Here is a 21200-nt window from a genome sequence, read left to right on the forward strand (position 1 = left end):
GAGTAACGGACACCTCCGTATGATCGCCGTAATGTGCGCCATGTCCGCCGCCCCGGAACCCGCCGCCCCCTCCGGTCCCGTGCCCGGCCCCGAACCCGCCCCGGCCCCCGCCGTGCCGCCGTCGCACGCCGCCACCCCCGAGGCCGCGCCGTCCGAGGCCGTGCCGTCCGAGGCCGCGTCGCCCGAGGCCGAACTCCTCGACGGCGGGTTCCCGGGCAGCGGGCTCCCGGACGGCGGGCTCCGGGGCACCGGGATCCCGGACAGCGCGCTCGCCGACACCGTCCTGGACCGGCTCACCACGCTCTACCCGGCGGCCGGGAACCCCTTCCGGGCGCAGGAGATGGTGGCGTACATGAAGGGCGTCGCGCCCTTCCTGGGCATCCGCACACCGGAACGCCGCGCCCTCTCCCGTACGGTCCTCGCCGGCACGCCCCGCCCCGGGGAGGACGACTGCGCGGCCGTCGCGCTGCGCTGCTTCGCGCTCCCCGAGCGGGAGTACCACTACTTCGCCGTCGACTACCTCCGCCGGCACGTGAAGCGCTGCTCGTCCGACTTCCTGCCGGTCGCGCGCCGGCTCGTGACCACGGTCTCGTGGTGGGACACCGTCGACCACCTCGCCGCCCACGTCGTCGGGGGACTCGTCGCCGCCGATCCCGCGCTCGCCGCGGAGATGGACGCCTGGATCGACGACGAGGACCTGTGGCTCGCCCGCACCGCCCTCCTCCACCAGCTGCGGTTCAAGGAGGACACGGACGCCGACCGGCTCTTCGCCTATTGCCTCCGGCGCGCCGCGGACACGGACTTCTTCCTCCGGAAGGCGATCGGCTGGAGCCTGCGCGAATACGCCAAGACCGCCCCGGGCGAGGTGCGGGCGTTCGTCGCCGGCAACCGTTCCCTCTTCTCCCCGCTCTCCGTCCGCGAGGCGCTCAAGCATCTGTGAGCCCTGTGCACGCGCTGAGCCCTGTGCACGCGCTGAACCCCGTGCACGCGCGCTCAACCCCGTGCGCGCGGTGCCTCAGGGAGCGGGGGAGCGCGACAGCGAGGGGCGGGTGGGCCTCACCGGCAGGGGCGCGAGCATTCTCTGTGCGGTTGCACAATGAAGGGGTGAACGAGCAGATCCCCGTCCTGCGCGCGGTCGACCACGGCACCGCGCGCCTCATGCCCGACGTCGACCGGGAGCGGGCCTGGCTCCTCACGGTCGACGGTGCCCCGCAGTCGTACGTGGACCTCGACGCCCCGGAGCACCTGGAGTTCGAGTACGCCCGCCGGCTCGGGCACGTGGTCGACGGCGCCGCGGACGAGGGCGCGCCTCTGGACGTGCTCCACCTCGGCGGCGGGGCGCTCTCGCTGCCCCGGTACGTCGCCGTCACCCGGCCCGGTTCCCGCCAGGACGTCGTCGAGGCCGACGGGGGGCTCGTCGCGCTGGTCGCCGAGCATCTGCCGCTGCCCGAGGGCTCGGGTGTCGCCGTGCACGAGGACGACGCGCGCGCGTGGCTGGAGGCGGCGCCCGCCGGTTCGGCCGATCTGATCGTCGGCGACGTCTTCGGCGGCTCGCGCGTCCCGGCGCACCTGACCTCCCTCACGTACGCGCGCGAGGTCCGGCGGGTGCTGCGCGAGGGCGGGATCTACGCGGCGAACCTGGCCGACGGGGCGCCGTTCGGCTTCCTCCGCGGCCAGCTCGCCACCTTCGCCGCCGTCTTCCCCGAGCTGGCGCTGATCGCCGAACCGGCGGTGCTGCGCGGCCGTCGGTTCGGGAACGCGATCCTCGTCGCCTCCGACACGCCCCTGGACATCCCCGGCCTCAGCCGCCGCGCCGCCGGGGACGCCTTCCCCGCGCGCGTGGAGCACGGCGAGGCGCTGGCCCGGTTCACCGGGGACGCGGCCCCGGTGGACGACGCCGAGGCCGTGGGGTCACCCGTTCCGCCGGAAGGCGCCTTCGGCATCGGCTGACACGCCGGGCGCGGGCACCGCGCCCGCCGCCCCGACCGGTCCGCCCGCGGGCGCCACCGGCGCGCCGAGGCCCGCGACTCCCTCGCCTCTCGCGTCACCGTCCGCCTGCCCGCCCCCGTCGCCCTTCGCCGCCGGTGCACCGTGCGGACGCCGGGTCATGTTGCGCACGTCCGGGACGAGCAGGACGAGCGCGGTGACGAGGGTCATCAGCACCACGGCGCCCCACAGCGACTCCTTCCGGCCGAACGCGGCCTCGGCGGGGCCCGCGAGCGCGGTCGACAGCGGCAGCAGCGCGGTCGAGCCGAACCAGTCGTAGGCGGAGACCCGGGACAGCTTCTCCTCCGGGATCTCCTGGTGCATCGTCGTCATCCATGAGACGCCGAAGATCTCCATCGCCACGCCGCTGACGAACATCACCGCAGTGAGCCCCACCGGGTGCAGCGGGACGGCGAGCGCGGCCGAGGGCAGCGCGATCGGGAACACGCCGAGCGTGCCGACGAGGAGCAGCCGGCGCGGCTTCCACCGCGTCATCAGGATCGCGCCGGCGACGGTTCCGACGCCGTATCCGGCGAGCGCGATGCCCCAGGGGCGGGCGCCGCCGAGTTCGTCCCGGGCGACCAGCGGCCCGTACACCGACTCCACCGCGCCGATGAGCGCGACGACGACCGAGAACTGGGCGACGATCGACCACAGCCACGGGCGGCCGATGAACTCCTGCCAGCCCTCACGCAGATCAGAGAGGAGGCCGCCGCCGGGCTTGCGCTCCGGGATGCCGCTGACGTCGAGGAAGGCCCGCAGGGAGCCCGCCACGGCGAACGCGGCGGCGTCGATGGCGAGCACCCAGCCCGCCCCGACGAAGGCGACGAGCGCGCCGCCGAGCGCGGCACCGCCGATGCCCGCCCCGTGCATGGCCATCCGGTAGAAGGCGAAGGCGCGGCTCGCCTGTTCCCCCGTGACGCTGGACATGAGCATGCCCTCTGCGGCCGGGTTGAAGAACGCCTGCCCGGCGCCGCAGAGTCCGGTGAGCACCATCATCTGCCAGAGTTCGGCGGTGCCGGAGAGCACGAGGACGGCGAAGACCGCCTGGGAGACGAAGTTGACGGTGTTGGCCGCGACCATCACCCGGTGCCGGGGTATGCGGTCCGCCACGGCGCCGCCGATGAGCAGGAAGACGACGAGCGGCAGGAAGCGCGCCATCGCGACCAGGCCCACGTCGCCGGCGTCGCCGCCGGCCTCGAAGACGGCCCAGGTGGTGGCGATCAGGGCGCCGTTCGCGCCGAGGCTGGTCACGATGGTGGCGGCGGTGAGCAGCACGTAGTTGCGCCCGGCCCATTCGGGGCGGCGGGTGCCGGGGGAGGAGGCGGAGCGTTTCGTCACCCCGGGACTATCCCCGCCTCCTCCCCTTCCTGCCAAACCGATAACCGGACGGCGCCGGGCGGGATCAGGACGCGGGCTCCTCGGTGAGCCGCACCGTGGAGAGGATCTTCTTGATCGTCACGTCCGGGAGCTCGTCCTTCACGCCGTCGACCCCGTAGAGCACGAAGGCCGCGTAGTCGTTCGCGGCGTTCTTGAAGGCGAAGGCGACCGACTTGCCGTCGGTCTCGCACTTGTTCCGCTTCGTCACCTTCGGGGCCGTGGCCGTGGCCAGGCTGCCCTGGAGCCCGGAAGCCGTGGTGTACGGGACGGCCTTGGTGATCTGGATGCTCTTCTCGGGCATGTGCTGGGCGAACGCCGCCCACACCCACACCCCGGCCTGGTTGCGCGCGGCGGAGGCGGTGTCCTTCGCGCCCTGGAGGCCCTTCGACCCGGCGGAGGCGAGGCCCCAGGTGTCCGGGGAGCCGCTCTTGTCCTTGTCGAAGGAGCACCACTCGCTCTTGAAGTCGGTGGAGCCCGACATCACGACGAGCGGGGAGCCGTCGCCCTTCTTGGCGTCGCTGTAGCCCCTGCTCATGGTGGGCTTGAGGACCTCCCACTCCGGCGGGACGTCGAACAGGGTGCCGTACGTCGGATTGTGGACGACCTTCCAGCCGGGGATCGTGGGCTCGAAGGTCTTGCCGTCGCGCGGGTTGTCCAGCTCGGTCGTGGCGCCGTCGGTCGGCTCCGCCGGCGCGGTCGAGCCCGTCGACTCCGTGCCGGTGGGCGGGGCGGACGTGGTCGTACCCGGCTTGTCGGCGACGTTCTTCTCGTCGTCGCCCAGGACGAGGAAGGTGGTCACGCCCGCCGCGACGACGACGGCGGTGGCCGCCGCGATCGCGATCAGCGTCTTCCGGCCGCCTCCGCCGCCGGAGCCCTGCGGCGGGGTGGGCCCGGGCACCTGGTACTGCGGCACGGTCGGCTGCTGGTACGGGTTCGGCTGCGCGTATCCGTGCTGCGGCTGTCCCTGCGGGTACCCCTGCGGCGGGTAGCCCGGCTGCTGCTGCGGCTGCTGCTGCCAACCGCCCTGCTGCGGGTACCCCGGCTGTGTCGGCTGCTGGTACGGGTTCGGCTGCTGGTACCCCGGCTGCTGGTACGGGTTCTGATTCTGGTCCTGCGGGTTCTGCTCGCCTCCGGGCGGCTGCTGTCCTGGCCACATGGGCCGTAACGATAGAGGGGTGCGGATGGCCCGGCCATGCCCGGCCCCTGCTCCCGTGAGGCGGTGGGGGAGTCGTCGAGGGGACTCGGTGGTCCACGAGGGAGTCTGCGGGATGACTCGGGGGATCCGTCAGGGGATCTGTCAGGGAAGGGCTGGGGGAGGGGGAGGAAGGGGGAGGCCTCGGGGAAGTCCTCGCGCGTTCACTGGGGAAGCCCTGGGGAAGTCCCGGGGAAGTCCCGGGGGAGTCCGGGGAGGGATCGGCAGGGCAGAGGGCATGGCCAAGACATCTACTCACGGGTAACATCCCGGGCCATGAGCGCAGACCAGAAGTCCATCGGCGACATGCTCGCCGCCACGGTCCCCATGGCCGGAACCCTCAACCTGGAGTTCCTGGAGACCACCGCCGAGCGCGCCGTCGTGCGCCTGCCCGACCAGCCCGCCTACCACAACCACGTGGGCGGCCCGCACGCCGGCGCCATGTTCACCCTCGCCGAGTCCGCCAGCGGCGCCATCGTCCTCGCCGCCTTCGGTGACCAGCTCGGCCGGGCCGTACCGCTCGCCGTCAACGCCGAGATCGCGTACAAGAAGCTGGCCATGGGCGTCGTCACCGCGACCGCCACGCTCGGCCGCCCGATCGCCGATGTCGTCGCCGACCTCGACGCCGGGCAGCGCCCCGAGTTCCCGGTCCGCATCGACATCACCCGCGAGGACGGCGCCGTCACCGGCGAGATGACGGTCCTGTGGACCCTGAGGCCGAACGCGTAGCTTCCGCATCGGATCGGATCGGATCGGATGAGATCAGGCCGAGTCGAAACGGATCGGGTCGGATCGGGGTCGTAGCGGATCGGATGGGGCGGGGCCGGGTCGGGGAGTGCCGTGTACGCGGCGCTCCCCGACCGTCGTTTTCAAGGCCGCTTCCGCAGCCGTTCCTGCGGCCGTTTCCGCGGCGCTTCCCGTCCGGCGGGCGAAGGTCGGCCGATCGACTTTGCCACCCCTTTGCCACCCCTTTGTCACCCCCTTTCCTCCCCTCGCCTCTGGGGCGGGGTCCGGTCGAATCGAGCAGGTAGGTTGTTCGGCGGCGTGCCCGACGCGGGGCGCGCCGTCGCAGCGACCCGTGACCGGGGCCGCGCCCGCACAACGGGAGGAACCCGCGTTGCACGTCCAGGAGTGGCTGGAGACCATCCCGCCCGTCGCCATCTACGCCCTGGTGGGGGTGGTGATCGGCCTGGAGAGTCTCGGCATCCCGCTCCCCGGCGAGATCGTCCTCGTCAGCTCGGCCCTGCTCGCCTCGCAGCACGGCGACATCAACCCGTACGTGCTCGGTGGCTGTGCCACCGCCGGCGCGATCATCGGAGACTCGATCGGGTACGCGATCGGCCGCAGGGGCGGCCGTCCGCTGCTCGCCTGGCTCGGCGGCAGATTCCCGAAGCACTTCAGCGAGGCGAACATCGCGCTCGCCGAGCGCTCCTTCCAGAAGTGGGGCATGTGGGCGGTCTTCTTCGGCCGATTCATCGCCCTGCTCCGGATCTTCGCCGGGCCGCTCGCGGGCGTCCTCCAGATGCCGTACTGGAAGTTCCTCGTCGCCAACGTCTTCGGCGGCATCCTGTGGGCGGGCGGCACGACCGCCGTCATCTACTCGGTCGGCATCGTCGCCGAGGCGTGGCTGAAGCGGTTCTCCTGGCTGGGCCTGGTGCTCGCCGTCCTCATCGGCGTCGCCTCGATGCTCATCATCAAGAACCGCGCCAAGAAGGCCGCGGCGGAGGCGCAGCAGGCGCAGCACCGCACGGAGGCCCCGCTGGAGCCGGTCGCGGCGGACTGAGCGACGACCTGGCGCAAGCGCGCCCGAGCCGTCGGCCGTACGCGAAGGAGGACGGCGCCCGGGAGTCGTTCCGGGTGCCGCCCTCTGTCACACGGCGCCCGGGAGCCGTTCCGGGTGCCGCCCTCCGTCACGCGGCGCCCGGGAAGTCCGGGTGCCGCCCTCTCTCACGTACCGCCGTCCGCCGGCGGTCAGCCCTCGTACGCCTCGGCGTGGCTCTTGGCCAGGTGGAGGTACATCTCGGCGTTCAGCCGGATGCCGGCCTGCTCCTCCTCCGTCAGCTCCCGGCGCACCTTGGCGGGGACGCCGGCGACGAGTGAACCGGGCGGCACCTCCATGCCCTGCGGTACCAGCGCCTGCGCCGCGATCAGCGATCCGGCGCCGATCCGGGCCCCGTTGAGCACCGTCGCGCCCATGCCGACGAGGACGTCGTCCTCGATGACACAGCCGTGCACGGTCGCGTTGTGCCCGATCGTCACCCGGTCACCGATGGAGACGGGGAAACCGGGGTCGACGTGGACGGTGCAGTTGTCCTGGATGTTGGAGTCCTCGCCGACGGTGATGGGGCCGCAGTCGGCGCGCAGCACCGCGTGGTACCAGATGCCGGCGCGCGCGCCGAGCGTGACGTCGCCCAGCACCACCGAGGTCGGGGCCGTGAAGGCGGTCGGGTCGACGGCCGGCTCCTTGCCGCCGACGGCCTGGATCAACGCCTCTGCCATGGGTCACTCCTGAGGGTCTCTACGGCGCGCGCGGGCCGTGGTGCACGGCCCGCGCGACCGTGACGGTGTCGCGCCTTCCGGTTGTCTGCCCGCACCCTATGCCGACCCCATGACGGACATCACAGGGGACCGCACTGATCAGCCACGAAGCCGCCGACTACGGTATCGGGGTGCCCAGAAACGGAAACACGTTCTCATCGCTCGCCGCCTGGCGGCGCCGGGTCGTCGCCCACGCCCTCCAGGGCGGCTGGCGCTGGGCGCAGCAGGCGGGCGCGGTCACGGCGGAGCACCCCGGACGCCTCCGGTTCCGACGGCTCGGGGCGGGCACCCGGCTGGCCTTCCCGCAGGCCACGGTCTTCGGCGAGCCGTGGATCGAGATCGGCGAGTGCTGCATCATCGCCGAGCAGGTCACCCTCACCGCCGGGATGCTGCCCGGACTCGACCTCGGCACGGAGACGGTCCTCACCCTCGGCGACGGCGTCGTGCTCGGCCGCGGCAGCCACGTCATCGCCGACACGACCATCACCATCGGCTCGGACACGTACTGCGGGCCGTACGTCTACATCACGTCGACCAATCACAGCTACGACGACCCCCACGAGCCCATCGGCCGCCAGTGGCCCCGCTCCGAGCCGGTCTCGATCGGCCCCGGCTGCTGGCTGGGAACGGGGGCGGTGATCCTGCCGGGTGCGCGGATCGGCCGCAACGTCGTGGTCGCGGCCGGCGCGGTGGTGCGCGGCGAGGTGCCGGACCACTCGGTGGTGGCGGGCGCACCGGCCAGGGTCGTACGGCGCTGGGATCCCGAGCAGGGCTGGCAGCCGCCGCTGCGCACCCCCGCACCGAAGCCGATCCCCGAGCACGTCACGCCCGAGCAGTTGGCGGCGCTGGCGGCCTGGGAGGTCGAGCAGGCGGAGGCGGCGGAAGCGAGGGAAGCGGCGGGAACAGTGGAGGCCGCAGGAGTGGTGGGAACCGTGGGCACGGCGGAAGTCGCGGAAGTGGTGGAGGCGGCGGTGCGGGTCAGCCGCCCGCGATGAGGACCGTGCCGACGAGGGCGAGGCCCGCGCCCGCCGCCTGGATCGCGCGCAGGCGTTCGCGGAGCACGCCGAAGGCGGCGAGCGCGGTCACCACCGGGTAGAGGCTGGCGAGCACGGCGGCGACGATGACCGGCCCGCGCTGCGCGGCCAGCGCGTACGTACCGTTGGCGGCGACGTCGGCGAGGCCCACGAAGGCGAGCGCCGGGAGCGCGCCGCGGATCACTCCGAAGCCCTCCGCCGGCAGCGCGCGGCCGCCGCGCCGTACGGAGAGGTAGAGCGCGCCGCCGCCGACGGCCACATTGGTGACGCGCTGCACGAAGAGCGCGAGGAACAGGCCGGTGACCGTAGTGGACGCCTCGGCGATGAGCGCCATGACGGCGCCGAACCCGAACGCGGCGAAGAGGGTGAGCAGGACGGCCTGTCGCTGCACGGGCGCGCCGCGCAGTTCGGGCCCGCCCGCGAGGACGATGCCGACCACGGCCGCGAGGATGCCGCCGATCTGGAACAGGCCGGGCCGGTCGCCGAGCATCAGGCCGACGCTGACCGGGACGACGACGCCGAGCGAACCGAGCGGCGAGACGACGCCCATCGGGCCGAGCGCGAGGGCCTTGTAGAAGGCGAGCATGGCGGCGGGGCCGACGACGCCGGCGCCGACCGCATACCAGAGCCCGGGCCCGGCCTCGGTCCACGCCGAAGTGGCGACGACGACCGTGCCGAGGACCACGACCGCGATGCACTGCGAGACCACGACGACGGTGAGGGCCGGGATGCGTCGCGTGAGCAGTCCACCCCCGAAGTCGGCGAAGCCCCAGAGGAGGGCGGTGGCCAGGGCGAACACGGCGGTCATGGGGTTCCTCGCAGGCAGACAGGCAGACAGGCAGACAGGCAGACAGGCAGACAGGCAGGCAGGTAGGGCGGACGAGCAGCAGGCAGAGGGCCGGTTCGGGGCGGAGTGGGGCAGTACAGTGCAGTGCACAGTCGGGTACACCCCACCGTAGTGCAGTCTGTTGAACTATGTCATCCAGGATATTGGACGGAATGTGTCGGACCTCGACCAGCTGACCCAGTCGCTCGCCCGTAACCTGAAGCGCTGGCGCAACGAACGAGGCTTCACCCTGGACGCGCTCGCCGCCCGTTCCGGGGTCAGCCGCGGCATGATCATTCAGATCGAGCAGGCCAGGACCAACCCCAGCGTCGGCACCACGGTGAAGCTGGCCGACGCCCTCGGCGTCTCCATCACCACCCTCCTCGACCACGAGCAGGGCCCCCATGTCCGGCTCGTCCCGCCGGAGCAGGCCGTCCGCATGTGGTCCACCCCGGCCGGCAGCCACACCACCCTGCTCGTCGGCACCGAGGCCCGCGGCCCCCTCGAACTCTGGTCCTGGTCCCTCGTGCCGGGCGAGGGCAGCGCCTCCGACCCGCACCCGCAGGGCACCACCGAGCTGCTCCACGTCGTCGCGGGCGTGCTCACCCTGGTCGTCGACGGCGTCGAGCACACCGTCCCGGCCGGCACCTCCGTCGCCTTCGAGGCAGCGGCGCCGCACACCTACCGCAACGACGGTGACGAGACGGTCGAGATGACGATGGCCGTCTCGATCCCGCCCGTGCGCTGAGCCGCCCGTGCGCTGAGCCGCCCGTGTGCTGAGTGGCTCGTACGCTGAGTGGCTCGTGCGCTCAGTCGCCCCGTACGGTGAGTCGCCTGCCGCCTATCGCCCGTCACCCGTCACCCGTCACCCACGCGTCGAGTCGCCCGCACGCTGAGACGCCCGGCCGTGCGGCGGGCGGGAGCGGCTAGCGTGACGGCATGCGCGCACCCATCGGAGACTTCGACGACGCCCTGCCCGCCCCCGACAGCCTCGACCTCCTCACCGCGCCCGTCGCCGCGGCCGTCCGCGCCTGGACCGGCCCGGTCCCGGCCGACCAGATCCTGTACGTCGACACCGACCCGGCCATCGCCGACACGGCCGTCTTCGTCGAGCACTACGGCCCGGACCTGCTCGACCAGTCCGCCAACTGCGTGGTCGTCGCGGGCAAGCGGGGCGAGACGACGACCCTCGCCGCCTGTGTGGTGAAGTCGGCGACGCGGGTCGACGTCAACGGCGTCGTACGCAAGCACCTCGGGGTGCGCAAGGCGCGCTTCGCCTCGATGGAAACGGCGACCGGAGACAGCGGCATGGAGTACGGCGGCATCACGCCCCTCGGCCTCCCCGCCGACTGGAACCTCCTCGTCGACGCCGCCGTCGTCGACACCCCCTGGGTCCTGATCGGCAGCGGCCGCCGCCGAGGCAAGATCATCATGCCGGGCAAGGCGTTCGCCCAACTCCCGAACGCCGTGGTGCTGGAGGACCTGGGCCGTCCCGCGTCCTGACGAGCGGGACCCTGGGCATCAGCCCAGACGCGGGATCTCGATGGCGGGGCAGCGGTCCATCACCATGTCCAGTCCGGCGTCCGTGGTGCGGGCGTAGGCGTCCTCGTCCACGACGCCTAGCTGGAACCAGACCGCCTTCGCGCCGATCTCCCGCGCCTCGTCGGCCACCGAGCCGGCGAGGTCGCTGTTGACGAAGACGTCCACGACGTCGACCGGGAAGGGGATGTCGGCCAGGGAGGCGTAACCGGGCTCACCGTGGACCGTCTCCGCCTTCGGGTGGACCGGCACGATCCGCTTGCCGAAGCGCTGGAGCACGGCCGCCACCCCGTACGCGGCACGCGCCCGGTTCGAGGAGAGACCCACGATCGCCCAGGTGTCACCCGTGCCCGTCAGGATCCGGCGGACGGTCTCCTCCTCGGAACGCTCCGTCGCTTCGGTGGTCGTGGTGTCGACGCTCATCCCTGGTGCCTTCCTTCGTTCCGTCCGCTGCCTTCACCGATAGGAACCCGCCGCGGTCCAGGATCCTTCCCGTTCCGACGGCCGGCCGGGGCGCGGCGAATGGCCTGGGCCCGGCGGACGGGGCCGGGGCGCGGCGGCCGGGGCGGGGGCCCGGGGGCCGGATCAGGCGTCCCAGGCGTGCCGTTCGTCCTCCCGCGGGGCCAGGACGAGGGCCGGGCGGCCCGGGCCGAAGGCCATCACGGGCCGTTCGGCGTCCCACGCCCGCCACCCGGGATCGCCGTCCGCCGCGAAGGCCACCCAGGCCGCGTGCATCGAGGCCGCCAGCTCGCGCGGCGCGCCCGGACCCGTCATCGCCTCCGCCTCCGGCGTGTCCAGGGTGTCGAAGACGAACCCGAGTTCCAGCGCGTGGCAGGCGCCCAGTCCGAGTACCGGCGACGGCCACCCGAACTCGTACAGATACGTCCGACCCGCCGCCGCCCCCGATCGCAGCCGCGCGTCGGCGACGCGGTTCAACGGCACCCGCAGCAACTTGTCGGTCGCGAGCGCCCCCAGCACCTCGCCGGGCCGCGCCCCGGGCCGGTTCGCCCGATAGACGCGCGCCGTACGCGACGGCACCCGCGTCTTCCACAGGGCCAGCCGCAACATCAGCGGCGACAACCGCTCGACGAGCCCACTCGGTACGAACCAGAGCCGGTACTCCTCCGAGGTCGTCCCCATCAGCAGGTCCACCTCACCCGCCTCCACGCTGGTGTCTGCGAACGCCTGCGCGGAGGTGCCGCCCTTGTGCAGCTGCCCAGCGGCCTCTCGCCCACGTCCCACCCCCGGGCCGGCCACGGCTCCGGCCCGGGCTCCGGCGCCGGCCCCCACGCCCGGACGCGACCCCCCGGCCGTCAGCGCCTCCGCCGGATCGCGCGGTACGACCTCCCCGTCCACGGCGATCTGGAACGTGTGCCCGCCGCCCGTCAACGGCGAGCCCTTCGCCGTCACTTCGGTCTGCGCCGCGAGCAACCGCTCCCGGTCCACCGCCGCGAACGCCTCCGCCGTCGCGGGGATCCCCAGCCGTTTCGCCATCGCCTCCGTCGTCCGGCGCGCCCGCTCCAGGGGCAGTGCCATCGGGGCCCCGCTCTGCACGATCGCGCGCCGGAACAATCCGCGCGCGAGCGGCGAGGCGAGCAGCGCGGCGATCGAGATCGCACCGGCCGACTCCCCGAAGACCGTGACCCGTCCCGGATCGCCGCCGAAGGCCGCGGCGTTCTCCCGCACCCACTCGAGCGCGGCGATCTGGTCGCGCAGCCCGAGGTTGGCGGGTGCGTCGGGGAAGACGCCGAACCCTTCGACGCCGAGACGGTAGTTGAGGGAGACGAGGACCACGCCGTCGCGCGCGAAGGCGGCACCGTCGTACAGGGGCACGGCGTTCGACCCGTGGATCAGCGATCCGCCGTGGATCCACACCATGACCGGCCTGCCGCGGTCGCCCTGCCCTCCGCCGCCGGAACCGGCCGGGGGACCGCCGGGACCCCACGGCGCCCAGACGTTGACGTTGAGGCAGTCGTCGCCCTCGACGGTCGGGTCCGGCAGCAGTGTGTCCAGGGGCGGAGAGTAGGGCCGCTTGGGCGCGGTCGCCCCGAACTCCGTGGCCTTCCGTACACCCTCCCACGGCGCCACCGGCTCGGGCGCCCGGAATCGGAGCGGCCCGAACGGCGCCCGCGCGTACGGCACGCCGAGGAAGCCGGCCACCCCGTCACCCACATACGCACCGCTCACCCGCCCCGCGACGAGCACCGCCTCGGGCGCCGCCCCCGGCGCGTACCGGGCGTCCCGCTCCCCGTCCTGTTCCTGGTCCCGCGTCGTCATGGCTGTGTCCTTCCGCGTCGGGTGGGTCGAGCGTCCCGGCCCGCGCGCAGGCGCGGCCGGCCGGGTCGGCCAGGGGGATCAGACGGCCGGTGCCACGAGAGCGCGCTTGAGGATCTTGCCGGTCGGGCCCAGCGGCAGCGCGTCGACGAATCGGACGATCCGCGGGTACTTGTGACGGCCGAGGCGCTCGCGCGCCCAGTCGACGAGCTCGTCCTCCGTGACGGGGGCGAGGCCCTCGCGGCGTACGACCACCGCGCACACCTCCTCGCCCTTCGCGTCGTCCGGCACGCCGATCACGGCGACCTCGGACACCGAGGGGTGCCGGACCAGGACCTCCTCGACCTCGCGCGGATAGATGTTGAAGCCGCCGCGGATCACCAGATCCTTCTTCCGGTCCACGATCCGCAGGAAACCGTCCTCGTCACGCGTGCCCAGATCGCCCGTGCGGAACCAGCCGTCCACGACGGCCGCGGCCGTCGCCTCCGGGTCGTCGAGGTACCCGGCGAAGACGTTGTGCCCCCGCACCACCACCTCCCCGACCTCGCCGTCAGGCAGCAGCCGGATCGCGCCGTCGAGCGCCGCGTCCGCCACCCCGATCTCGACGCCCCACACGGGATGCCCCACCGTGCCGGGGCGACGCCCGAGGTGCGGCTGGTTGAACGTCGCCACCGGCGAGGTCTCCGTCAGGCCGTACCCCTCCAGGATCTGCGTCCGGAACGTCTCCTCGAAGCGCTCCAGCACCGCGACCGGCAGCGCCGCGCCACCGGAGACCGCCGCGCGCAGCGCCGCGGGACGCCGCTTGGACACCCCCGCCGCCTCCACCAGGGCGTGGTACATCGTCGGCACGCCCATGAACACCGTCACGCCCTCGTCGGCCAGCACCTCCAGCGCCGCCGGCCCGCTGAACCTGGGCATCAGCACAAGCGTGGCTCCCTGGCGCAGCGTCCCGTTCATCGCGCACGTCTGACCGTAGCTGTGGAAGAGCGGCAGACATCCGAGGACGACGTCGTCCGTGCCGAGGCCGAGCAGATCCTGCGAGGTCACGGCGGCGTTCATCACGATGTTGAGGTGCGTCAGCCGTGCCCCCTTGGGGCGCCCGGTGGTGCCGCTCGTGTAGAGGATCACCGCCGTGTCGGAGGGCTCCGCCGGCTCCGCGGCGGCCAGTGGCTCCGGCGCCGACGGCGCGCCCTGGAAGGCCCGCACCCCGGCCGCCCGCGCCGCCTCGTCGGCGACCGCCCACAGCGGGCCGCCGCTCACGATCGCGACCGCGCCACTGTGCTCCAGCACAAAACGCACCTCGTCGGCGACGAGGAGCGCGTGCACCGGAACGACCGTCGCGCCGACGGCGAGCGCGCCGTAGTAGACGCGCAGGAACTCCGTCGTGTTCGGCAGCAGCACCGCCACCCGGTCGCCCGGCTTCACCCCCGCCTCGCGCAGCCCGGCGGCGCAGCGCAGCGCCGCGTCCCACAGCTCGCGGTAGGTGAACCGGCTCGCGCCCTCGACGACGGCGATCCGGTCGGGGAAGTGACGGGCGGACTCGCCCAGCACGCCGGCGACGCTCAGTGACATGACACGCTCCAGAGTCGTGGTGTTGACGGCCGTGTCAACATTCCGTGACACGGCACAGAATCGATCGTGGAAGCACCCCGAGGCCATGTGCAGACGCCCATCATGTGGGTCCTGGGGCTGTGCATCAGCCCCTCCGCCGCCTCAGGCCCGTGGCAAACGCCAAAGCACGGCGCTACGGTGCCAGCCATGACGCCCCGCCCGCCCGGCGCTCCCGACCCCTCGTCCGATCCTCGGAACGGCGCCTCGTCGCGCCCCCCGTCCGACGCGTCGGGCACGCCCCGTACACACACTCCGCTCGGATCGGCCGGCGACTCCGGCGACTCCGGCGACTCCGGCGCCTTGCGCCGCGCCCTCGCGTCCGCGCTCCTCGCCGATGTCGACCGGCTCACCGACCGGGCCGTCGACGACATCCGCGCCCACTCCGGTGCGTACGCCTCGGGCGACCCCGTCACCCGCGAGGACCTGTGGGCGATCTGCCGCGACAACCTGCTGCGGGCCCTGGAGGACTTCGGCGGGCTCGCCCCCACCGGCGGCGACTTCGAGGGCGCGGCCCGCGAGACCGGCCGCCGCCGGGCCGAGCAGGGCGTCCCGCTCGACACGGTCCTCCAGGCGTACCGGCGCGGCGGACGGATCCTGTGGCAGGTCATGGCCGAGCACCTGCGCACCCGGGCCGGCCGCGAGACGGACAACCGCGACCTGGAACTCGACATGGCCGGCGCCGTCTGGGAGACCATCGACCGCTACTCGGTCGCGATGGCCGACGCCTACCGACTCGGACAGCTGGAACTCCAGAACCGCCAGGACACCCGCCGCGCCGCGCTCTTCGAGGCGCTGCTCGAAGGTCGCGCCGACGACCCCGCCGTCGCCACCGCCGCGGCCGCCGCACTGGGCGTGCCCGCCCAGGACCGCTACGTCGTCGTGGTCGCCACCCAGGACCCGGCCGCGCCGCCGCACCCGGCGCCCGTCCTGGAGGCCCAGGGGCTGTGGTCGTTCTGGCGCCCGCGTTCCGGGCGGTACGCCGGCCTCGTCCGCCTTCCGCGCCGTGACACGACCGCCGGCCGGACGCCGCCCCCGCCCGGCGCCCTGCTCGATCCGCCGCTGCTCCGCCTCCTGGACACGCTCCGCGAACGCACCGGCGCCACCGCCGGCGTCTCGCCCGAGTTCGAACGCCTCGACCAGGCGGGCCGTGCCCTCCGGCTCGCCGAGCAGACCCTCCGTACCCTCCCCGCCGGCAGCGGCGAGGCCGCCGTCTTCGACGTGCGGCTCGCCGAGGTCCTGCTCAGCGGACGTCCCGACATCGCGGAGAGGATCGTCACCGTCAACCTCGGTCCCGTCCTCGTCACCGGCGGCGAACGCGCCGCGCTCCTGGCCACCCTTCGCGTCTGGCTCGACCACGGCTGCTCCGCCTCCCGCGCGGCGGAGCTCCTCTACTGCCATCGCAACACCGTGCTCAACCGGATCGGCCGCGTCGCCGAGCTCACGGGTCGCTCCAGCGAATCCGGCGAGGCGCGCCTCGGTTGGGCACTTGCCCTCCGCGCGCTCGCTTACGTCGGCCTCCCCGACGCCCCGGGGCCCGCCTCCACCGTGACGGAGCCGTCCGGCCCGGGCGGCGCGGAGTGGGACGCGTACGGCACGTAGGCTGGCGGAATGCAGGAGCAGTACCGCACGGCGGCCCGCGAGGGCGTCCACGAGACCGAGATCAACCGTTCGCGCTTCCTCTGTGCACTCGCACCGGTCGCCGACGAGCGCGAGGCACAGGAGTTCGTGGCACGGATCCGCCGCGAGCACCCCACGGCCAGCCACAACTGCTTCGCGTACGTCCTCGGCGCCGACGCGTCCGTCCAGAAGGCGAGCGACGACGGCGAGCCGGGCGGCACCGCCGGCGTCCCCATGCTCCAGATGCTGCTGCGCCGCGACATGCGGTACGTCGCCGCCGTCGTCACCCGCTACTACGGCGGCGTGAAGCTCGGAGCCGGCGGCCTCATCCGCGCGTACGGCGGCGTCGTCGGCGAAGCGCTCGACGAGCTCGGCACCATCACCAGGCAGCGATACCGGGTCGCCACCGTCACCGTCGACCACCAGCGCGCCGGAAAGCTGGAGAACGACCTGCGCTCCACCGGCCGCGCCGTGCGGGACGTGCGGTACGCCGAAGCCGTCACCATCGAGATCGGTCTCCCCGACGCCGACGTGCCCGCCTTCCAGGACTGGCTCGCCGACGTGACCGCCGGCACCGCCACCATGGAACTCGGCGGCGAGGCGTACGGCGACGCGTGACCCGCAGCCCCGCACGGGACAACCTCGACACGACCCGACCCCGCCCGAAGCCACCCGATGGCGCCCAGGGCCGCCCGCCACGCTCCAGGCCCCCGGTCCACCCACCCCCGCCCACCCGTATCTCACCGGTGTGGCCCCGCCCACCACCCCCGCCGGGTTAGCGTGGTGGACACACACGAACAGACCCGGACCCAGTGCACACGCACAAGCAGTGCATCAGCAGCGCGCCCGAGCAGCGCGCACGCGGTGCGCCCGTACGCGGCGCACGCACGCGCCGTGGGCGCGGCACGGGGATTCGGACACCAGGGGCGAGGAGCGGCACGCGCATGCGGGGTGGGACGACGACGTGAGGTTCCTGCACACCTCGGACTGGCACCTCGGCCGGTCCTTCCACCGCGTCGGCCTCCTCGACGCCCAGGCCGCCTTCCTCGACCACCTCGTCGCCACCGTCCGCGACCGCGAGGTGGACGCCGTCCTGGTCGCGGGCGACGTCTACGACCGCGCCGTACCGCCGCTGCCCGCCGTCGAGCTGTTCGACCGCGCGCTCCATCGCCTCGCCGAGGCCGGAGTGCCCACCGTCATGATCTCCGGCAACCACGACTCAGCCCGGCGCCTCGGGGTCGGTGCCGGACTCCTCGGCCGTGCCGGCATCCACCTCCGTACCGACCCCGCCGGCATCGGCACCCCCGTCGTCCTCGCCGACGCCCACGGCGAGGTGGCGCTCTACGGCCTGCCGTACCTGGAGCCCGCGCTCGTACGCGAGCAGCTCGGCGCCGAGAAGTCCGGCCACGCGTCGGTGCTCTCCGCCGCCATGGGCCGGGTCCGGGCCGACCTCGCCGCCCGGCCGGCCGGCACCCGGTCCGTCGTCCTCGCGCACGCCTTCGTCGCCGGCGGCGCGCCCAGCGACAGCGAGCGCGACATCACCGTCGGCGGCGTCGCCGCCGTCCCCACCACCGTCTTCGACGGCGTCGACTACGTGGCCCTCGGCCACCTCCACGGTTCCCAGACCCTCACCCCGCGCGTGCGGTACTCCGGTTCCCCGCTCGCCTACTCCTTCTCCGAGGCCGACCACCGCAAGACGACGTGGCTGATCGACCTCGGCGCCGACGGCGCCGTCACCGCCGCCGAACGCGTCGACTGCCCGGTGCCCCGCCCCCTGGCCCGGCTCCGCGGCCGGCTGGAGGACCTCCTCGCCGACCCCGCGCACGACCGGCACCAGGAGTCCTGGATCGAGGCCACCCTCACCGACCCGGTGCGCCCCCACGACCCGATGGCCCGGCTCACGGAAAGGTTCCCGCACACCCTCAACCTCGTCTTCGAGCCCGAGCGCGCCGACACCGACTCCCTCGCCTCCTACGCCCAGCGTCTCCGCGGTCGCAGCGACCAGCAGATCGCCGAGGACTTCGTCAGCCATGTGCGCGCCGGCGGCGGACTCGACGCCGCGGAGCGGATCGTGCTGTACGGCGCCTTCGACGACGTCCGCGTCGACGCCGCCAGCACCGAGCGGGAGGCGGGCCGATGAGGCTGCACCGGCTGGAGGTCACCGCCTTCGGTCCCTTCGGGGCCACCCAGACCGTCGACTTCGACGCCCTGTCCACCGCCGGGCTCTTCCTCCTCCACGGCCCCACCGGCGCCGGCAAGACGTCCGTCCTCGACGCCGTCTGCTTCGCCCTGTACGGCAGCGTGCCCGGCGCCCGCCAGGCCCCCGGCACCACCCTCCGCAGCGACCACGCGGCCGCGGGCACGCTCACCGAGGTGCTGCTCGACCTCACCGTCGGCGGGCGCCGCCTGGAGATCAGGCGCAGCCCCGCCCAGCTCCGCCCCAAGAAGCGCGGAGGAGGTTTCACCACCGAGAAGGCGCAGAGCACCCTGCGCGAGTACGATCCCGCCACGCGCGCGTGGACCGGTCTCAGCAAGTCCCACCAGGAGATCGGCGAGGAGATCACCCAGCTCCTGGGAATGAGCCGGGAGCAGTTCTGCCAGGTCGTCCTGCTGCCGCAGGGCGACTTCGCCCGCTTCCTGCGCGCCGACGCCGAGGCGCGCGGCAAGCTCCTCGGCCGCCTGTTCGACACCCGGCGCTTCGCCGCCGTCGAGGAACGCCTCGCCGAACTGCGGCGGGCCGCCGCCCACCGGGTCGAGGAGGGCGACGCCCGGCTCCTCGCCCTGGCCCACCGCATGGCCCAGGCCGCCGACGGACTCCCCGCCGCGCGCACCCCCGTCGACGGGAAGCCCGGCGAGCCCGGCCTCGCCGAAGCCGTCCTCGGCTGGGCGGCCGTCGCCCGCACCGAGGCCCGCGAGGCCGCCGACATCGCCGGCGTACGCCTCGCCGCCGCCGAACACGCCGAGGCCCGTGCCCGCGCCGCGGCGGGACACGCCCGGGACCTCGCCGCCCGCCAGGCGCGCCACGCCGAGGCCCTGCGCCGGCGCGAGACGCTCACCGCCCGGATCCCCGACCGTGACCGCGACCAGCACGCCCTGGCCCAAGCCCTCAAGGCCGACCGGGTCGCCCCCGCCCTCGACCTGCGCCGCGCGTCGGAACGCGAGCACGCCGACGCGCTGGCCGCCCGCGCATCGGCCCGTTCCCTGCTGCCGCCCGACCTCGCGGAGGCCCCGGCCGAGCAGCTGTCCACCCTGGAGAACCGGCTCCGCGAGGACCTCGGCGGCCTGGCCGCCGCCCGCCGCGCCGAGACCCGAGCCGCCGCGCTCGCCGAGGAACGGACCCTCCTCGAACGCGAGGCCCGGGCCGACGAGGACGCCCTCCAGGAGGCCGCCGACTGGCTCGCCGACTGGGAACCCCGCCGCGCCGCCCTCCAGCAGCGCATCGACACGGCGCAGGAGGCGGCCGCCCGCACCGAACAGCTCGCCGGCCGGCTCGAACCCCTCCGCCACCGGCTCGCCGCCGCCCGCCGCCGCGACGGACTCGCCCGTACGCTGACCGAGGCCGAGGAGCGGTACGCCGCCGCCCGCGAGCGCCGCAACGCGGCGCACGAGACCTGGCTCGACCTCAAGTCCCGCCGTCTGCGGGGCATCGCCGCCGAACTCGCCGCCACCCTCACCGACGGCGACCCCTGCCAGGTCTGCGGCTCCACCAGCCACCCCGCTCCGACGCCCACCACCGCCGACCACGTCGACCGGGCCGCCGAGGAGACCGCGTACGCCCGCTACACCCGGGCCGACGAGACCAGCCGCGCCGCCGAACGCGAACTCGCCGGCACCCGCGAAGCCCTCGCCGCGGCCTGCGACGAGGTCAGGGCACTCGCCTCCGCCGAGCACACCGACCCCCAGCCCACGGTCGCGGAACTCACTGAAGTGACGGAGGAGCTGACCGCCCGCCACGCCGAGGCGCACGCACGCGCCGCCCAGACCCATGCCGCGCGCGAAGCACTGGCGCGCGCGGAGCGCGAGCACGAAGAGAGGGCAACTGCCCAACGTGAGGCTGAGCGGCGCGTCGCCGCCCGTACCTCGCACCGCGAAGGGATCGACCGGCAGCGGGCCGAACTCGCCGAGGAGCTGACCCGGGGACGCGGCGCGTTCGCCAGCGTGGCCGAGCACGCCGACCGTCTGGAGCGCCGTATCGCCCTTCTGGTCGACGCCGCCGGAGCCGTACGGGCCGAGGAGCTCGCTGCCGACCGCCTCAAGAAGGCAGATGCCCAACTCGCCGACGCCGCCTACCGAGCCGGGTTCACCACCCCCGCCGAAGCGGCCGCGGCCCTCCTCGACGACCACGGCCGCCGCTCGCGCCAGCACCGCGTCGATGTCTGGCAGGCCGAGGCCGCCGCCGTCGCCGACCGGCTCGCCGAACCCGGCATCGAGGAGGCCGCCGCCCTCCCGCCCGCCGACCCGGACACCGCCGACGCCGTCCACACGGCCGCCGAGCGCACCCTGCGCGCCGCCGGAGCGGGACTCGCCGCCGCGCGCGAACGCGTCACCGGACTCGCCGGACTCGCCCGCCAGGCCGGGACGGAGGTACGGCGCCTCGGCCCGCTGCGTACCGAACACGACCGGGTCGCGCGCCTCGCCGGCCTCACCGCCGGCACCTCGGCCGACAACGAACGCCGCATGCGCCTGGAGGCGTACGTCCTCGCCGCCCGGCTCGAACAGGTCGCCGCGGCCGCCTCCGCGCGCCTCCAGCGGATGTCCTCCGGCCGCTACACCCTCGTCCACTCCGACGTACGCTCCGGAGCCCGGCGCAGCGGCCTCGGCCTGCACGTCGTCGACGCCTGGACCGGCAACGAACGCGACACCGCCACCCTCTCCGGCGGCGAGACCTTCTTCGCCTCGCTCGCGCTCGCCCTGGGCCTCGCCGACGTCGTCACCGACGAGGCCGGCGGCGTCCGCCTCGACACCCTCTTCATCGACGAGGGCTTCGGCAGCCTCGACGACCAGACCCTCGACGAGGTCCTCGACGTCCTCGACTCGCTCCGTGAACGGGACCGCAGCGTGGGGATCGTGAGCCACGTCGGCGACCTGCGCCGCCGCATCCCGGCCCAGCTGGAGGTCACCAAGTCCCGCCACGGCTCGGCCGTACGCCTCCGCACCGGCGGAGAAGGCATCGGCGGCTGACGACTCCGCAGCTCACGGATCC

General features: G+C 74.0%; 18 protein-coding genes. 11 read left to right on the forward strand and 7 right to left on the reverse strand.

Annotated features, from left to right (window positions below):
* Window positions 1-40 precede the first annotated feature (40 nt).
* Both ACF1BN_RS24255 and ACF1BN_RS24260 read left to right on the forward strand, forming a co-directional pair.
* Window positions 41-940: a DNA alkylation repair protein gene (locus ACF1BN_RS24255; protein ID WP_392333772.1), complete on the forward strand. Its 900-nt coding sequence runs from the start codon at window positions 41-43 to the stop codon at window positions 938-940.
* A gap of 164 nt (window positions 941-1104) precedes the next feature.
* Window positions 1105-1950 (forward strand): spermidine synthase, encoded by an 846-nt coding sequence (locus ACF1BN_RS24260; protein ID WP_392333691.1) that lies wholly within the window; start codon window positions 1105-1107, stop codon window positions 1948-1950.
* Here ACF1BN_RS24260 and ACF1BN_RS24265 read toward each other — a convergent pair.
* Together ACF1BN_RS24265 and ACF1BN_RS24270 are read right to left on the reverse strand one after the other, a co-directional pair.
* Window positions 1912-3327: an MFS transporter gene (locus tag ACF1BN_RS24265; RefSeq protein WP_392333692.1), complete on the reverse strand. Its 1416-nt coding sequence runs from the start codon at window positions 3325-3327 to the stop codon at window positions 1912-1914. The genes ACF1BN_RS24260 and ACF1BN_RS24265 overlap by 39 nt on opposite strands.
* A 64-nt stretch (window positions 3328-3391) precedes the next feature.
* A complete protein-coding gene (locus ACF1BN_RS24270) occupies window positions 3392-4522 on the reverse strand; it encodes a hypothetical protein (RefSeq protein WP_392333693.1) in 1131 nt (376 codons plus the stop codon).
* A 312-nt stretch (window positions 4523-4834) separates the two neighbouring features.
* On the opposite strand from ACF1BN_RS24270, the gene ACF1BN_RS24275 reads away from it, so the two are divergent.
* On the forward strand, window positions 4835-5287 hold the full coding sequence (locus ACF1BN_RS24275; RefSeq protein WP_392333694.1) for a DUF4442 domain-containing protein: 453 nt from the start codon (window positions 4835-4837) through the stop codon (window positions 5285-5287).
* Window positions 5288-5675: 388 nt separating this feature from the next.
* Window positions 5676-6341, forward strand: coding sequence for a DedA family protein (locus tag ACF1BN_RS24280; RefSeq protein ID WP_392333695.1), 666 nt, complete (start codon window positions 5676-5678; stop codon window positions 6339-6341).
* Between the two features lie 188 nt (window positions 6342-6529).
* Here the strand turns inward: ACF1BN_RS24280 and ACF1BN_RS24285 are convergent, their stop codons facing one another.
* Window positions 6530-7057: a gamma carbonic anhydrase family protein gene (locus tag ACF1BN_RS24285; RefSeq protein WP_392333696.1), complete on the reverse strand. Its 528-nt coding sequence runs from the start codon at window positions 7055-7057 to the stop codon at window positions 6530-6532.
* A 170-nt stretch (window positions 7058-7227) separates the two neighbouring features.
* On the opposite strand from ACF1BN_RS24285, the gene ACF1BN_RS24290 reads away from it, so the two are divergent.
* Complete coding sequence (locus ACF1BN_RS24290; RefSeq protein ID WP_392333697.1) at window positions 7228-8091, forward strand: acyltransferase; 864 nt, start codon at window positions 7228-7230, stop codon at window positions 8089-8091.
* On the opposite strand, the gene ACF1BN_RS24295 is transcribed toward ACF1BN_RS24290, so the two are convergent.
* On the reverse strand, window positions 8075-8938 hold the full coding sequence (locus tag ACF1BN_RS24295) for an EamA family transporter (protein WP_392333698.1): 864 nt from the start codon (window positions 8936-8938) through the stop codon (window positions 8075-8077). The genes ACF1BN_RS24290 and ACF1BN_RS24295 overlap by 17 nt on opposite strands.
* A gap of 193 nt (window positions 8939-9131) precedes the next feature.
* Between ACF1BN_RS24295 and ACF1BN_RS24300 the strand changes: the two genes are divergently transcribed.
* The gene (locus ACF1BN_RS24300; RefSeq protein ID WP_392333699.1) at window positions 9132-9704 is read left to right on the forward strand and encodes a helix-turn-helix domain-containing protein; all 573 of its coding nucleotides are present in this window, start codon (window positions 9132-9134) and stop codon (window positions 9702-9704) included.
* A gap of 191 nt (window positions 9705-9895) precedes the next feature.
* Entirely contained in the window at window positions 9896-10459 is a 564-nt protein-coding gene (locus ACF1BN_RS24305; protein ID WP_392333700.1) for a YbaK/EbsC family protein, read from the forward strand.
* 18 nt (window positions 10460-10477) lie between these two features.
* Here ACF1BN_RS24305 and ACF1BN_RS24310 read toward each other — a convergent pair whose 3' ends face one another.
* From ACF1BN_RS24310 to ACF1BN_RS24320, 3 genes are all read right to left on the reverse strand, one after another.
* On the reverse strand, window positions 10478-10918 hold the full coding sequence (locus ACF1BN_RS24310; protein ID WP_392333701.1) for a CoA-binding protein: 441 nt from the start codon (window positions 10916-10918) through the stop codon (window positions 10478-10480).
* Between the two features lie 162 nt (window positions 10919-11080).
* Window positions 11081-12772, reverse strand: coding sequence for a carboxylesterase/lipase family protein (locus tag ACF1BN_RS24315; protein WP_392333702.1), 1692 nt, complete (start codon window positions 12770-12772; stop codon window positions 11081-11083).
* A gap of 78 nt (window positions 12773-12850) precedes the next feature.
* Window positions 12851-14341: a long-chain fatty acid--CoA ligase gene (locus ACF1BN_RS24320; RefSeq protein WP_392333703.1), complete on the reverse strand. Its 1491-nt coding sequence runs from the start codon at window positions 14339-14341 to the stop codon at window positions 12851-12853.
* A gap of 186 nt (window positions 14342-14527) precedes the next feature.
* Here ACF1BN_RS24320 and ACF1BN_RS24325 point away from each other — a divergent pair, with 186 nt between their 5' ends.
* The 4 genes from ACF1BN_RS24325 to ACF1BN_RS24340 all read left to right on the forward strand — a co-directional run bounded on the left by ACF1BN_RS24325 (window position 14528) and on the right by ACF1BN_RS24340 (window position 21178).
* Window positions 14528-15979 (forward strand): PucR family transcriptional regulator, encoded by a 1452-nt coding sequence (locus ACF1BN_RS24325; protein WP_392333704.1) that lies wholly within the window; start codon window positions 14528-14530, stop codon window positions 15977-15979.
* A 9-nt stretch (window positions 15980-15988) separates the two neighbouring features.
* Entirely contained in the window at window positions 15989-16615 is a 627-nt protein-coding gene (locus tag ACF1BN_RS24330) for a YigZ family protein (protein ID WP_392333705.1), read from the forward strand.
* 346 nt (window positions 16616-16961) lie between these two features.
* Window positions 16962-18137 carry an exonuclease SbcCD subunit D gene (locus tag ACF1BN_RS24335; RefSeq protein WP_392333706.1) on the forward strand — a complete coding sequence of 392 codons (1176 nt, stop codon included), beginning with the start codon at window positions 16962-16964 and terminating at the stop codon, window positions 18135-18137.
* Window positions 18134-21178 (forward strand): AAA family ATPase, encoded by a 3045-nt coding sequence (locus ACF1BN_RS24340; RefSeq protein WP_392333707.1) that lies wholly within the window; start codon window positions 18134-18136, stop codon window positions 21176-21178. The genes ACF1BN_RS24335 and ACF1BN_RS24340 overlap by 4 nt, the downstream gene beginning before the upstream one ends.
* The last annotated feature ends 22 nt before the right edge of the window (window positions 21179-21200 follow it).

Origin of the sequence: Streptomyces sp. NPDC014861 (genome assembly GCF_043081625.1) — a bacterium.
Taxonomy (GTDB): Bacteria; Actinomycetota; Actinomycetes; order Streptomycetales; family Streptomycetaceae; genus Streptomyces.